General features: G+C 68.4%; 11 protein-coding genes and 1 tRNA gene. 4 read left to right on the plus strand and 8 right to left on the minus strand.

What is annotated here, in order from left to right; translation table 11 throughout:
- Window positions 1-17: 17 nt before the first annotated feature.
- The 5 genes from pbpA to G6N57_RS06205 form a co-directional block, all read right to left on the minus strand.
- Entirely contained in the window at window positions 18-1493 is a 1476-nt protein-coding gene (pbpA, locus tag G6N57_RS06185) for a D,D-transpeptidase PbpA (protein WP_077739723.1), read from the minus strand.
- Entirely contained in the window at window positions 1490-2905 is a 1416-nt protein-coding gene (locus G6N57_RS06190) for a peptidoglycan glycosyltransferase RodA (RefSeq protein WP_077739724.1), read from the minus strand. The genes pbpA and G6N57_RS06190 overlap by 4 nt, the downstream gene beginning before the upstream one ends.
- On the minus strand, window positions 2902-4416 hold the full coding sequence (locus G6N57_RS06195; protein WP_097926323.1) for a PP2C family protein-serine/threonine phosphatase: 1515 nt from the start codon (window positions 4414-4416) through the stop codon (window positions 2902-2904). The genes G6N57_RS06190 and G6N57_RS06195 overlap by 4 nt, the downstream gene beginning before the upstream one ends.
- An 85-nt stretch (window positions 4417-4501) precedes the next feature.
- Entirely contained in the window at window positions 4502-4969 is a 468-nt protein-coding gene (locus G6N57_RS06200; RefSeq protein WP_029110475.1) for an FHA domain-containing protein FhaB/FipA, read from the minus strand.
- A 131-nt stretch (window positions 4970-5100) separates the two neighbouring features.
- Window positions 5101-6540 carry an FHA domain-containing protein gene (locus G6N57_RS06205; protein ID WP_097926322.1) on the minus strand — a complete coding sequence of 480 codons (1440 nt, stop codon included), beginning with the start codon at window positions 6538-6540 and terminating at the stop codon, window positions 5101-5103.
- A 275-nt stretch (window positions 6541-6815) separates the two neighbouring features.
- Between G6N57_RS06205 and G6N57_RS06210 the strand changes: the two genes are divergently transcribed.
- Both G6N57_RS06210 and G6N57_RS06215 read left to right on the plus strand, forming a co-directional pair.
- Window positions 6816-6898: transfer RNA gene (locus tag G6N57_RS06210), tRNA-Leu, on the plus strand.
- An 89-nt stretch (window positions 6899-6987) separates the two neighbouring features.
- The gene (locus tag G6N57_RS06215; protein WP_077739725.1) at window positions 6988-7791 is read left to right on the plus strand and encodes an alpha/beta fold hydrolase; all 804 of its coding nucleotides are present in this window, start codon (window positions 6988-6990) and stop codon (window positions 7789-7791) included.
- Here the strand turns inward: G6N57_RS06215 and rfbA are convergent, their stop codons facing one another.
- From rfbA to G6N57_RS06230, 3 genes are read right to left on the minus strand one after another with little or no spacing between them, the layout of a single operon-like run.
- A complete protein-coding gene (rfbA, locus tag G6N57_RS06220) occupies window positions 7792-8658 on the minus strand; it encodes a glucose-1-phosphate thymidylyltransferase RfbA (RefSeq protein ID WP_077739726.1) in 867 nt (288 codons plus the stop codon).
- A gap of 54 nt (window positions 8659-8712) precedes the next feature.
- Window positions 8713-9486: a 4,5-DOPA-extradiol-dioxygenase gene (ygiD, locus tag G6N57_RS06225; RefSeq protein ID WP_077739727.1), complete on the minus strand. Its 774-nt coding sequence runs from the start codon at window positions 9484-9486 to the stop codon at window positions 8713-8715.
- Between the two features lie 30 nt (window positions 9487-9516).
- A complete protein-coding gene (locus tag G6N57_RS06230; RefSeq protein ID WP_077739728.1) occupies window positions 9517-10158 on the minus strand; it encodes a nitroreductase family protein in 642 nt (213 codons plus the stop codon).
- 226 nt (window positions 10159-10384) lie between these two features.
- On the opposite strand from G6N57_RS06230, the gene G6N57_RS06235 reads away from it, so the two are divergent.
- Both G6N57_RS06235 and G6N57_RS06240 read left to right on the plus strand, forming a co-directional pair.
- Window positions 10385-12328, plus strand: coding sequence for a SaeA-related protein (locus G6N57_RS06235; protein ID WP_077741792.1), 1944 nt, complete (start codon window positions 10385-10387; stop codon window positions 12326-12328).
- A complete protein-coding gene (locus G6N57_RS06240; RefSeq protein ID WP_077739729.1) occupies window positions 12325-14784 on the plus strand; it encodes a GAP1-N2 domain-containing protein in 2460 nt (819 codons plus the stop codon). Before G6N57_RS06235 ends, G6N57_RS06240 begins: the two co-directional genes overlap by 4 nt.
- Window position 14785: the final 1 nt, after the last annotated feature.

Genomic DNA, 14785 nt, shown 5'->3' on the forward strand with positions numbered 1-14785 from the left:
GCCTCCGGCGAGGTGACTCATGAATCCTCCCGTAGCGCCGCGGCTATCGTGGCGCGTCCGATCGGGGCGGCGAGTGCGCCGCCGGTGGCCGACAACCGGTCCCCGCCGTCCTCGATCAACACCGAGACCGCGACCTTCGGGTCGGAGGCCGGTGCGAATGCGATGTACCAGGCATGCGGCGGGGTGTTACGGGGATCCGTCCCGTGCTCTGCCGTACCGGTCTTCGAAGCGATCTGCACGCCGGCGATGGCTCCCTTCTGCTGAGTCACCTGCTCGGCGGCGACCATCAAGTCCGTAAGTGTAGCTGCGACCTGGGGTGACACCGCCCGGCGCTCTTGGGCGGGCGCGGTGGTGGCGATGGTGGTCAGGTCGGGTCCTTTTAGGCTATCCACAAGATACGGGCGCATCGCGATGCCGTCATTAGCGATGGTTGCGGCCACCTGCGCGTTCTGCAGTGGCGTCAACGCGACATCGCGCTGGCCGATGCTGGACATGCCGAGGGCGGCCGCGTCGGCGATCGGCCCGGTGGTGGACTCCGCCACCTGCAGCGGGATGGTCGGCGGGGGCGAGTCGAGGCCGAATGCCTGGGCGGTGGACTTGAGCTTGTCGGCCCCGGTTTTGATCCCCAACTCGACGAAAGCGGTGTTGCACGATTTGGCGAACGCCTCGCGCAACGTGGCCGTCGGGCCGGGGCCGCAGGAGGCGCCGCCGAAGTTCTCCAGCGTCGCGGTGCTGTCGGGCAGCGGGATGCGCGGCGCCGCGGTCAGCGGGGTGTCGGGGGTGCTGCCGGACTGCAGCGCGGCCGCAGTGGTGATCACCTTGAACGTCGAGCCCGGTGGGTAGGTCTCGGAGATCGCGCGGTTCAGCAGTGGGGACTGCTCGTTGTCCCGCAGCTGCTGCCAGGCCTGGCTCTGGGCGTTCAGGTCGTGGGTGGCGAGTTGGTTCGGGTCGTACGACGGGGACGACGCCATGGCCAGGATCTTGCCCGTCGAGGGCTCCAGGGCCACCACAGAGCCCTTGCAGGGGCCGTCACAGCCGTGCTGCAGCGCATCCCAGGCCGCCTCCTGCACCTGCGGCTTGATCGTGGTGTCGACATTGCCCCCGCGCGGATCGCGGCCGGTGAAGAAATCGGCGAGCCTGCGGCCGAACAACCGCTCGTCGGAGCCGTTGAGAATCGCGTCCTCGGCCCGCTCCAACCCGGTGCTGGAGTAGCCCAGCGAGTAGAACCCGGTCACCGGGGCGTAGGCCTCGGGCTCGGGGTAGGTCCGCAGGAACCGGAAGCGGCCGTCGGTGGCCACCGAATAGGCCAGCAGCTGGCCGCCCGCGGTGATCTGGCCCCGCTGGCGCGAGTACTCGTCGAGCAGCACCCGCTGATTGCGCGGATCGGCGCGCAATCCGTCAGCGGTGAAGACCTGGGTGATCGTGGCGTTGGCCAACAGCAGCACGATCAGCACCATGATCGTGACTGCAACCCGGCGCAGGGAGGTGTTCATACCTTCTCGATCACCTCGGTACTGGCCGCGGCGATGGGAGTGGGGTTCGGCGTCGGGGTGGTGGTGATCGGCCTGCGGGCGGCGTGCGAGATGCGCACCAGGATGGCCAGCAGGATGTAGTTGGCCAGCAGCGAGGAACCGCCGTAGGACATCCACGGGGTGGTCAGACCGGTCAACGGGATCAGTTTGGTGACGCCACCGACCACGATGAACAGCTGGATGGCCAGCGTTGAGGCCAGCCCGGCGGCCAGCAGCTTGCCGAAGCTGTCCCGCACCGCGATCGCCGTGCGCATGCCGCGGATGATCAGGATCGTGTAGAGCATGAGAACGCCTGCCAGACCGACCAATCCGAGTTCCTCGCCGATCGCGGCGATGATGAAATCGGTGGCCGCGGCGGGCACGGTGCCGGGCTGTCCATTGCCCAGCCCGGTGCCGAAGATGCCGCCGGTGGCGAAGCTGAAGAGCGATTGCACCATCTGGTAGCCGGCGCCGTCAGGATCGGCGAACGGATCCAGCCAGGTCTCCACGCGAACCCGAACATGGCCGAAAACCTGGTATGCCACAACGCTTCCCGCGGCGAACAGGGCCAGCCCGAGAACCACCCAGCTGAGCCGTTCGGTGGCGACGTAGAGCAGCACCAGGAACGATGCGTACAGCAGAAGTGAAGTGCCCAAATCCTTTTCGAAGACCATCACGCCTACCGAGGCCGCCCAGGCGAGCAGCAGGGGAGCCAGGTCGCGGGGCCGCGGCAGGTCTAGCCCGAGAAAATGCTTTCCGGCACTGGTGAACAGGTCACGCTTGGCCACCAGCACCGCGGCGAAGAAGATGAGCAGCAGAATCTTGGAGAACTCGGCGGGCTGAATGGAGAAGCCGGGAAACTGGATCCAGATCTTGGCGCCGTACTGCTCGGAGTACTTCGCCGGCAACAGTGCCGGAATGACAAGCAGCACAAGGCCGGTCAGTCCGCAGATGTATCCGTACCGGGCCAGCATGCGATGGTCGGTCAGCAAGGCCACCACGACCGAGAATCCGATGACCCCCACCAGCGTCCACATCATCTGCTGGTTGGCGGTGCCGCCGAGCCCGTCGGAGGCCGTTTGGCCCTTGGCCAGATCGAGCCGGTGGATCATCACCAGGCCGAGGCCGTTGAGCAGCGCCACGACCGGAAGCAGCAGCGGGTCGGCGTATGGCGCGAATCGCCGGATCGCCAGGTGGGCGGCGCCCATCAATGCGATGAAGGTGAGCACGTAGCTCACCATGTCCCAGCTGATGCCCTGTTCCTGGTTGGCCTCGACGATCAGCAGCGCGACGGTGGTGATGAAGGCTGCGAACCCCAGAAGCAGCAGTTCCGCGTTGCGCCGATTGGGTAGCGGCGGCATGACGGTAACCGGCGACTGGGGCTGAGTTGTCATGACACCGCTCGGCAGTTCGTCCCCGGTTCGGGTGGTGGGGGAGGCAGTGCGGTGACGGTCGGTGACGGCGCCGGAGTCGGGACCACGGGCCCCGGTGTCTCAGGTGCGGGGGTCTCGGGGGCTGGCGGCTCCCCGCTGGGCGTCGGCGTCGGGGCCGGGCTCGCACCGGGCGCGGGCGACGGCGACGGGGAAGGTGAGGGACTGGGCGCCGGGGTGGGCTTCGACGTCGTGGTCGCGGTGCGGGGGGCGCACACGGGCAGGACGGAGCTGCGGGCCAAGTCGTTTATCTGCTGGATGGCCTCGTCCTGGGTGCCGCCCGGCAGTCCGGCGCGTACCGAGGCCCGGGCCGAGGGACGCATGTCGTCGACCGCCATCAAGCGGCAGTCGAGCCGGCCGCGATCCTGGTCGGCGCTGATCAGCGACAGTTCGTTGCGGGCGTTGAGACAGCCCAGGCGGTAGGGCTCCTGCAGCGAGACGCCGAGAAAGGTGCCCTGCACCCCGCGCATGATGGACACGGTGCCCTCATGTTCGGCGACGTAATAGTTGTTGCGGATGATCTCCCGGCCGATGGCCAGCCCGCCGATGAGCACCAGCACCAGCAGCACCGCCGCGATGAGGATGCGGCGGCGCGACCGGGGCCGGCGATCCGGCTCGGCCGGCTGGGGGACCACGCGTTTGGGTTCGTTGCGGCGGGGATTGAACGCCGAGGCCCGCCCGGCAGCCGTGTCCGGCGGTGCGCTCTGGTCGTCGTTCCCGGATACGGCGCCGGCCAGGATCGGCTGCGTCTGCCCGTAGTCGTAGTCGACGACATCGGCGACCACCACGGTCACGTTGTCCGGGCCGCCGCCGCGCAGCGCCAACTCGATCAGCCGGTCGGCGCTCTCGGCGACATCCTCGATCTGCAGGGCCTCGTGGATGGTCTCGTGGCTCACCGGGTCGGACAGGCCGTCCGAGCACAACAGGTAGCGATCACCGGCCTTGGCCTCACGCATGATCAAGGTCGGCTCGACCTCGTGACCGGTCAGCGCCCGCATGATCAGCGAGCGCTGCGGATGGCTGTGGGCCTCCTCGGCGGTGATACGACCTTCGTCGACCAGGGTCTGGACGAACGTGTCGTCCTTGGTGATCTGCGTCAGCTCGCCGTCACGCAGCAGATAGCCCCGGGAATCGCCGATGTGGACCAGGCCCAGGCGGTTGCCTGCGAACAGGATCGCGGTGAGCGTCGTGCCCATGCCTTCGAGTTCGGGGTCGGCCTCCACGTGGGCCGCGATCGCGGCGTTGCCCTGCCCGACCGCGGTGTTGAGCTTGCCGAGCAGATCGCCGCCCGGCTCGTCGTCGTCGAGATGGGCCAGCGCAGCAATGACCAACTGGGAGGCCACTTCACCCGCGGCATGGCCACCCATGCCGTCGGCCAGCGCCAGCAGCCGCGCCCCGGCGTACACCGAGTCCTCATTGTTGGCGCGAACCAGCCCGCGATCACTGCGCGCGGCATATCGGAGAACGAGGGTCATAGTGTGTCTCGCGCTCCTCGCGTGCGCGGTATCGAACCTGCTCCTCGCCTGCGCGGTGCCAGATCTGCTCCTCGCGTGCGCGGCGTCACGGACGCAACTCGATTACCGTCTTACCGATTCGAACCGGTGTACCGATCGAAACCCTTACCGCTGTTGTCACCTTCGCCCTGTCAAGGTATGTGCCGTTGGTCGATCCTAGGTCCTCGACGTACCACTCCGAACCTCGTGGCGAGAGACGGGCGTGGCGCGTCGAAGCGTAATCATCGGTGAGCACAAGGGTGGAGTCGTCGGCACGGCCGATCAGCACCGGCTGGGCACCCAACGTGATGCGGGTTCCGGCCAGCGCGCCCTCGGTGACCACCAATTGCCGCGCGATATGGCGTCGGTCCCGGCTCGGGAGCAGGGAACCGCGGAGAGCCAATCCCCGGCGGACCATCACCGCGCCCGTGGGCGCATAGATATCGGTCCGCAGGATGCGCAACACCGACCAGATGAACAGCCACAGCAGCAGGAGGAAACCGACGCGCGTCAGTTGCAGCACTAACCCCTGCATCTGACGTCCTCTCCGTATCCGCCCCGCTGGCACCGCTCAGCTACCGTCGGCAACGTCACGATACTTGGACGCCGATCGCCGTGAGGGCGAAGCGGGGTGCTTGCCACTCAGGTGTGTCCGGTCTCAGACGCTCAGTGCACGCGCACGATGATCTCGGAGTGGCCCAGCCGGATCACGTCGCCGTCGGCCAGCTGCCACTCCTGCACCGGAGCGTTGTTCACCGTGGTGCCGTTGGTGGAGTTGAGGTCTGACAGCAACGCGACCTGCCCGTCCCACCGGATCTCCAGGTGCCGCCGCGACACCCCGGTGTCGGGGAGCCGGAACTGGGCGTCCTGACCGCGGCCGATCACATTGGCGCCCTCGCGCAGCTGGTAGGTACGACCACTGCCGTCGTCGAGCTGAAGCGTGACCGCAGCGCCGCCTGCGGCATAGTCGCCGCCGCCGTAGCCGCCCTGCTGGCCGCCGTACCCCGGCTGACCCCCCTGCGGTGCGCCGTAGTCGCCGCCGTAGCCGCCCTGCTCGCCGTAACCGGGCTCGCCGTATCCGCCCTGCTCGGGGTAACCACCCTGCTGAGGCTCGGCGTAGCCGCGGCCGTAATCCTGCGGTTGGCCGTACTCCTGGCGCCCGTAGGGCTGACCGCCGCCGTAGCCGCCGCCCTGCTCGGGGTAGCCGCCACCCTGGCGCGGGTCCTGACGTCCGTAGTCGTACTCGCCGCCGCCGTACCCGGGCTGACCACCCGGCGCGGGCTGGCCGTAGCCGCCGCCCGGCTGGCCGCCGTAGCCACGGTCATAACCGGCGCCCTGCTGGCCGCCGTACCCGGCGGGCGGACGCTGCTGCTCGTAAGACTGCGGGGGGTAGCCACCCTGGTCTGGATAACCGCCTTGATCCGGGTACCCACCCTGGTCCGGGTAGCCGCCCTGATCGGGGTACCCACCCCGGTCGCCGCCGGCGGGGTAGCCGCCGCGCTGAGGGGGGTAACCGCCCTGGTCCTGCGGGGGGTAACCGCCCTGTTCCGGCGGGTACTGGCCGCCGCGGGGATCGTCCTGCGGGTGGCCGTAGCGGTCGTCGTAATAGTCGTCGCCGGGCCGCCCTTGTCCCTGGCCGCCGCGGTAATTCGGGTTATCGGTCATAGGTGGTTCTCCTGATTCTGCGGTGAACGCATGGTCGCCTTGGGCTCGCGCGGATTCGCCAGCGGTCGAATCGGGGTTGACCGCGCCGTGTGCGCGGAACTGTCCGGTGTGCAAGTTCGGTGATTGCTCGAATCTAACGACCACATCACCATACGTTTGCCACCCCTGATCACGAATGAATCCCCCCAGATGCTTGGCGAACGCGGTCGAGGTCAGGTCAGTATCGGCGCTTACTTTCTGATAGTCAGTGCCACTGAGCGTAATTACGTAGTCGTTCGGTGCCAAAACTTGTCCACCGGCCACGGTACGGGCTCGGGACTCGGCTTCCCGGTACAACGCCGTCTCTACTTCCTGGGGCACAATCGAGCCGCCGAAGACCCGGGCGAACGCATCGCCGACGGTTGACTCGAGTTTGCGTTCGATGCGGTCGACCAGACCCATGTCACCGCCCGCCTTTTCTCGTTGTCGTTCGTCGCCTCGGCACGGGCCACCCGTGCTCCCGCGTGTCGCTCTGGCCACACTGCTCACAAGCATGGTATCGGCCTGGTGCGGTTATGCGGGACCAACAGAACTCTGAGAATCCGATCGATGCAGGTCAGTGACCTGATCTAGATGAGCTTAAGGATTTTCTGACAATCTGACAGCACCCTGATCGGCCTGCTGATCGGCCGGTTTGGGAACGACGCGCTCGCAGTGTTACGCTGCCTCGGTCATTCGGGCGAGTGGCGGAATGGCAGACGCGCTGGCTTCAGGTGCCAGTGTCCTTCGGGACGTGGGGGTTCAAGTCCCCCTTCGCCCACAGAAGCGGTTCTCACGAACTGCGACGAAGGCCGCGGACTCAACAGAGTTCGCGGCCTTCGTGTTTGTCGGGGCATAGATACTGACGTCGTGCCTTCAGAACTGACAGCGCCCGACGGCACCGAACTGGTTCTGGACGCGACGGGCGATGGGCCACCGGTCGTGTTCGTTCACGGATCCAACGGCGGCCTGGATTCGTGGGACGCGGTCGGTGAGCATCTCTCCGGCTATCGGATCGTGCGCTACGCCCGCCGCAATCACTCGCCGAGTGGGGCCGGCCGGTCACCGAACCGGTACGCCACCGAGGCGGCCGATCTGCGCTGTGTGCTGAATTCGGTGCCTGTCGCCGCGGGGGAGAAGGTCCACGTCGTCGGCGGTTCCTACGGCGCCTCGGTGGCCCTTCACGCCGCGTTGGCCGACGCCGATCGGATCGCCTCGCTGGCGTTGTTCGAGCCGCCGTTGCTGTTGTCGGGGCCCCACCTGTTACCCGTTCTCGAGCGCTTCCGGCGGTTCTGCGGGGAAGGCCGCTATATAGAAGCACTCGCAGTTTTCGCCCGCGAGGTTGCGCGCGTCCCCGCCGAGGTGATCGAAGGGACGCCGATCGAGATGCCGAGTGAAGAATTCGGCCGAACCGTGACGCGCTCTGCGGGTGCGGATCTGGAAGCGATGGCGCACGACGGACAAGACATCGACCGTTGGGCCGCCATCGAGCTGCCGGTGTTGTTGATGCAGGGTGGCTTGAGCTGGTCACCACTTCCGGAAGGCATGGACCGCCTGGCCGAGGTGATCCCGCACGCGCAGCGGGTCACCTGGCCCGACCAGTCCCACTTCGCGACCGCGATGGCGCCCGAACGAGTTGCCGACGCCCTCGGACGCTTCTTCGCCACGGTGTGACTACTTGCGTGCCAACAGCTCCAACAGATAGTCGCCGTAGCCGGACTTGGGCAGCTCGTTGGCGCGGGCGGCCAGCTGCGCATCGTCGATGTAGCCCGCCCGCCACGCGATCTCTTCCGGTACACCGATTTTCAGGCCCTGGCGGCGTTCGATGGTGCGCACGAAATCGCTGGCATCGAGCAGTGAGTCGAAGGTCCCGGTGTCCAGCCACGCGGTCCCGCGGGCCAGCACCTCGACCGAGAGCCGGCCCTGCTTGAGGTAGGTCTGATTGATCTCGGTGATCTCGTACTCACCGCGCGCCGACTTGCGCAGCGATCGCGCTATCTCGATGACGTCGTTGTCGTAGAAGTACAGCCCCGGCACGGCGTACTGGGACTTGGGTACGGCCGGTTTCTCCTCGAGGGACAGGGCGGTTCCGTCGGGGCCGAACTCGACGACGCCGTAGGCCGCCGGGTCGGCCACCCAGTACGCGAAAATCGCTCCGCCGCTGACGTTCTGGAAACGGCGCAGGCTGGTGCCCAAGCCCGGGCCGTAGAAGACGTTGTCGCCCAGCACAAGTGCCACCGAATCGGTGCCGATGTGCTCGGCGCCGATCATGAACGCCTGGGCCAGCCCCTCGGGCTGCTGTTGGGCGGCGTAGCTCAGGTTCACGCCGAACGCCGAGCCGTCACCCAAGAGGCGTTGGAACGCCGGGGCATCGGTGGGCGTGGTGATCACCAGGATGTCGCGGATCCCCGCCATGATCAGGGTCGACAGCGGGTAGTAGACGAGCGGTTTGTCGTAGACCGGCAGTAGCTGCTTGCTGACACCCGTGGTGATCGGATGCAGCCTGGTGCCGGATCCGCCGGCCAGAAGAATTCCGCGCATGACGCCCGTCACCCTATCGCGCCGGTATCGGCGGCCTCGTCCGAATCAGCCGCGTCAACGCAGCAGGTAGGAGGTCATCGACAGCGATCCGTAGGCGTAGCCGGTGACGAGGGTGTCGACCGTGCCAGCGGAATCCGCTGCGGCACCGGCGAGCCCGGCGAAGTACAGCATCGGGATGAAGTGGTCCGGGGTGGGAACCGCGGCCGCGTAGTCCCGATGCGCCTCCAGGGTGAGGACGTCGGCGGGGGAGTGGGTGAGCTGTTCGCGGGCGGCGTCGTCAAACCGGCGGGCCCAGTCGAAACCGTCCTCGGGCTGCGCCGGGTCCATGCCGGCGAGGTTGTGCACGATGTTGCCGCTGCCCACGATCAGCACACCGCGCTCACGCAGCGGCGCCAGCTTCGCCCCGAGTTGCAGGTGGTAGGAGGCCGGTTCGTTGGCGTTGATCGCCAGTTGCACAACGGGTATGGAGGCGTCGGGGAAGGCGTGCACCAGTACCGACCAGGTGCCGTGATCGATACCCCAGCTGTCCACGTCGGCACCCACCCAGGTCGGGTGCACCACGTCGCTGACCTCCTCGGCCAACTCCGGGAGTCCCGGTGCCGGGTACCGGACCTCGAACAGCTCATGCGGAAATCCGTAGAAGTCGTGAATGGTGCGCGGGTGCGGCATCGCGGTGACCGCGGTGGCGTTGATGTACCAGTGCGCACTGATCACCAGGATGGCCCGGGGCCGGGGCACGGCCTGCCCGAAACCACGCCAGGCCGTGGTGAAGCGGTTGGACTCGAGCGCGTTCATCGGGCTGCCGTGGCCGATGAACGCCGCGGGCATCGGGGCTGACGCTGGACCCATGAATGAAGCCTAGGTCGCCGGGTTGTCCCAGTGGTCCAGCCAGACCAGCTCGCTGAGCGGACGGCGGCGCACCGGGCCGTGGGATCCGCGCGGCCAGCCCACCACGACATGGCCGGCCAGCATCCAGTCCTCGGGCACCCCGACGGCCGCGCGCAGCAGCTGTTCACCGCCGTAGGAGGCCCAGCTGGTCAGGCAGGCACCCAGTCCCTGGGCCCGGGCGGCCAGCAGGAAGTTCTGCATGGCCGGAAAGATGGACCCGCCGAGCAGTAGTTCCGAGGCGGTGGGGAAGCGCTGCTGGGTGAACAGCACGGAGGTGAACTCGCCTGCCCGGTCGTGCAATTCGTAGGTGGCGCGGTTGGTTCTGGCGCGCCGGCTGGTGTCGTCCTCGGCCGGTCGCGTCATGCCGTAGACCGGTTCGATGACCGCGAGCGCCTGGGCTGCGGCCTTGGCCACGACGGCACGTTGCTCGGCCGAGCCGAGCACCACGAACCGCCAGGCTTGCGCGTTCGCTCCCGATGGCGCCCACGCCGCGGCCTGCAGGCAGCGGGTCAGCGTCGCGTCGTCCACCGGTTCGCTGGTGAACCGCCGGATGGTCCGCGATGTCGACATCACTTCCCACACGTCGTTGCTGGTGGAGCGGGCAGGGGACATGTCCCTCCTCAGATCGCGATCCATCCGATGTGCCGACCATATGTGGTGTTGCGCAACCCCTGGCATCCACGTGACCCACCATGTCGCGGTGACCAAGCCGCTGCTGCGGTAGCGTTTCCGAGTGTGCAGGCCAGTGTCGGTCTACACACCTCAGGAGTTCGCGCTGTTCGAGCTGCCGGAGCACGTGACGCGCAGCGATCACGTCCGGCGGGGATTTGGTGTTCTGATGCCCGATCTGTATCCCGTCGACGATCCCGACGACGCGGATCCCCGGTTGGCACCGTTGCTGGCCTGGCGTCAGCAACTGGTCGATTCCGGCGCGGTCGCGGCGCGCAGTTTCAAAGAGGCGCACCTGCGTCTGGTGCTCCGGTCCGGACGCACCGAGGTAGAGCAGATCCGGGAGATGCTGCCGGGGTCGGTGGCCGAACACGCCGACGAGATGGCCCGCCTGCTTGCCGAGCTCGAGGCCGGGGCGCCGGTCAATCCGCCGGTCAGTCCGCCGGAGCCGGCGGTGCCCGCTGCCGATGACGTGCACGCCATCGCGTTCCGCCACGACACGGCGCGGCCCGGCGTCGTGGATCTCAGCTGGCCGGACTACCAGGCCAACGGGGGAGTGGTGCTGTACCGGGTGGTCAGCGCCGACGACCGGGCGCCGAAGTCCCCGGAGAACGCCGACCTCGTCGCGGCGACACCGCTGTCGGCGGCAAGCGACGACCGGGCGATGACCGGTCCGGTGCGCTACTACCAGGTGTGGGTCATCACCGGGACGTCGCGAGCGGACGCCCTGAGCACCCGACCGGTGCTCTATGCCAGTGGCGTATTGGTCGCCCCGGTCAGCGACATGACGATTCGTGAGGACAACGGCCTGGTCATGGGGAAGTGGACGGCGCCGCCCGCGGCGAGCTCCGTGCACGTGTACCGCATTCCGGCCGACGATGCGGCGGACGAATCCGGGATCGACGAGTCGCGGTACCGGATCCTGGCCGATGGCGAGCACCGGACCGGTTTCGTCGACTCCGGAGCGGCCCGGGGGATGCGGTACCGCTACCGGGTGCGCTGCGCCGTCGAGGTCGACGGGGTCGTGCGGCTTTCCGAGCCCGCCGACGCCGACATCGAAGTCTCGGCGGTGCTGGCCGCGGTCACCGATATCAGCGTCGACACCGGTTTCGACGGTGAGACGTTCGACGTGTCCTGGGCCGCTCCCGGAGCCGAGGTGGCGATCTACCTCAGCCAGACGGGTCCGAGTGCCGGCGGTGTCTCCACCGAGCTCCCCGAGAACGCACTGGAACAGGTAGGCCTGACGCCGGACCTGCGGTTGCGGCAACCGGTGACGGATCAGGCTCAACCCGATGGCAGCCACCGCACGCTGATGGCCGGGGTGGCCTGGCCGCGGGGCTGGAGCCGGGCCTACGTCACGCCGGTGACGATCCTGGCGGGGCATGCCGTGCTCGGCCGCACCGTGTCGGCGGTGCGCACCGGCACCATCCGCGACATCGAGCTGGTCGAGTACTGCAACAAGCAGGTACTGACGTTCGAGTGGCCGGACGGCGCCGCCGGTGTGGTGGTGACCTTGGCGGCCACGGGCCATGATCCCCGGGCCGGCCTCACCGGCAGATCGTTCGAGATCTCGCTCGAGGACTACGAGAAGTACGGCGGCATGCACCTGACCGGGGCGCTTCCGGTGGGTGGATGCTCGCTGCACCTGGCGCCGGTGGCGTTCTCCGGCGGACGCCGGGTGACGGGGCCGGTGGCCAGCATCGAGTACCCGGGCATGCTGCGGCTGCAGTACGCGGTGCGAATCGGGCGCGACCCCAATGGTTTTCCCACCACGGCGACTGTCGCCGTGCGATCCGAACACGACGTGCCCGGCTCGCCTTCGTTCGTGTTGGTGAACAATCCTCAGCGCATGCCGTTGAGTGTGCACGACGGCCAGCCGGTCGATGTGGCGCCGCTGGACGCGCAGGGACAGCTGGCCGACCAGCCGTCCAAGCAGCTGCGTTGGACGGCGCTGACCGCGTCCGGCACCGGCGAGCTGTGGGCCGCGAACGTCAGTGGCCTGCACGGCTGGATCCGGCTGTTCCTCAACATTCCGGATCCGGCGCAGCTGCGCACTGTGGCCTTGCTGGACCCGCCGGTGCAGACCCTGCAGCTCACCACGACGGTGTTATGACGTCGCGCTACGGCCAGCTCGCCTATACGTCGTTCGATGCGGTGGGGAGTGTCGGTGGCTGGCAGGTCAAGGAAACCAGCGGCGGTCTCACGCCCACGGAGACGCAGGCACTGATCGCCGGGGTTCACACGGTGTTCCGCACGGTGGGTCAGGTGCCCGATTTCCCCACTCCTGAGCAGCTCGAGCAGGGTCCCCGCCGGCTGGCCTACCGCCATCTCGGGGGCGGCGCCGGCTACTGGCACACCTTCCCGGCCGGGTCGGACAGTACGGGCCGGCCGGGCAATGTGTTCGCCCACGTGTTGCTGGACCGGGCGCCCGAAACCCACCCGCGATCCCGGGCCATCCAACGGTGGCGGTCCTCGTACTGGCTGCAGCCCTATGGTGCTGCCGCGGTGGCGCGGGCCGTCCTTCCCGGGGTGCTGCCGGAGCTCGGCAGTGCGGTGACCAAGGACAGCGTGGTGGCGTTCGCGCTGGATACCGCCCACTGGCGGTTGGCGACGTTGTTCGCCCTGCTGGACGCGGTGGCCGCGGCACTGGCCGGCGGGCCTCCGGTGGTGTTGGGCGTGCAGTCTCCGGATGTGGCGGCGCAGTGGATCGGCCTGGCGAGTTTCCTGATGTCGCCGGGCACCGCGGCGAGCCTGAGCTTCTCCACCTTCGATCGGGCCGAGCAGGTCGCGCCGCACAACGGTCAGGTGCTGAGCGCGGTGCCGATCGAGGATGTGGCCGCGGTGGAACCGGGCCTGGTGGTGATCAGCGAATCCGAGACGGTATCGCTGGGTGAACTCGGCGGCGATCCGCACCGGACCGCGGGCGGACACCGCATCGAGGTGACGCGGTGGTCGGTTATGGCGCAGGTGGTGCTGCTCGACGTGGCATCGGCCCGGCGGGTGCTCGACGACATCGACACCTTCTCCGCACAGGTGCGCGACGACGGCCTGCATCCCGCGTGGCCCATGGCCATGGCGGTGGCCCGGCACCCCGAATTCGCCGACGCACAGGTGGAGGCCCATGAGGTGATCGCCGCGCATTCCCCGTCGGGTGCGCTGGTCGGGTCCGAGGCCGCGCACACCATCGCCGACGTACTCTCGGCCGTGGTCGGCGCCACGACGGCCGATGCCTGGCGGGCCGTGCACGAGTTGCCGGACGGCGCCGGCGCGGCGTTCGCCGATGCCACATACATCGCCCGGGCGATTGCTGATGACGCCTGGTTGTCCCAGAGCGGACCAATCCCCTTGGGGCCGAGGATGTTTCACGGGAAACCAATACCTTCGTCATTGCGGAAGGCCATCGGGCCTGCCCTGGAGAACGGTCGGACCCAGGGGCCCGACCGGTTGCTGCGGGTCGTTGACCTGCTGTTGCGCGCCGGGGTCGCCGACGACCGGCTGTGGTCGGCGCTGACCGACGGTGTGCTGCCCGGCCTGGCGGATCCGGGGGTGCGCGGGCGGATCGGTGCCGTGGACCGGTTGTCGCTGGGGACGTGGTTGCTGCGTGACGGCGATGCCGGAGGCACCGCCATCGACGACGACCTGCTGGACTGGCTGGCCGACGCGGCCACGGTGCCCGAGCCTGCCGAGCTGGCGGGGGCGCAGCCGTGGGACCCGGTGTGGATTCGCGCCGCGCTGCGTGGGTTGCGATCGCAGCGGCACGGACCGCAACTCGCGGGTGACCTCGGCGCGCAGCTGTGGTGGCTGCGGACGACAGAGCCCGGACATTTCGCCGCGGCCGCCGCGGCCTCGGTCTGGAACCCGTCGGATCTGTTGCTGGCCATCGGTGCCGACCCGCTGCCCAGGATGGCTGCGTTGCGCACCCTGGTGGGAGCCGCGGACTCGGACGCGCTGCACCAGCTCGCCGGCAAGGTGATCGAGGACAACGGCGACAACGTGGCGGTGGCCTGTGCGGCCGTGCGCCACATCGAGCCGCGCGACTGGCTGCATCAGCGTTTTCTGTACACGCATCAGAGTGCCTATGTGCCGCTGTGGGATCACGTACTGGCCGGTTTGGAGCCGGGGTCGGTGCACCCGGATTTCGCGGTGCGGTTGCTGGCGTTCGCGCTGTTGGGCGTGCTTGCCGGCCAGCCGTATCCGCAGGCCTGCAACGCCTTGGCCACTGAAAACGGTTGCGGCGCAGAGGCGGTGGCCAGAGTGCTGCCGCTCGTCGACGGCGGCGAGCTGGCGCCGGTGACGGTGGTGGCGGTCAGCCTGCTCCGTGCCGCCGCGGCCGAGGCCACCGCGCATGCGCTCGACCCCGTGGATCAGCTTGCGGGTGTGCTTGCCGGCCAGGTTGCGGCCACCATGGGCGGCGCGGACGCGGAATCCGTGGTGGTGTTGATGGCGCAGTTGTCGGGCGATGCCTCTGAGGGGACGATGCGCGGATACCGCAAAATGGTGAACAGGCTGGTGACGCGGCGGGCTGAGCAACCGTCGCTGGCGGAGCGACTGAGGGGGAGCCGGGGCTGAC

This window comes from Mycolicibacterium boenickei (genome assembly GCF_010731295.1).
GTDB lineage: Bacteria > Actinomycetota > Actinomycetes > Mycobacteriales > Mycobacteriaceae > Mycobacterium > Mycobacterium boenickei.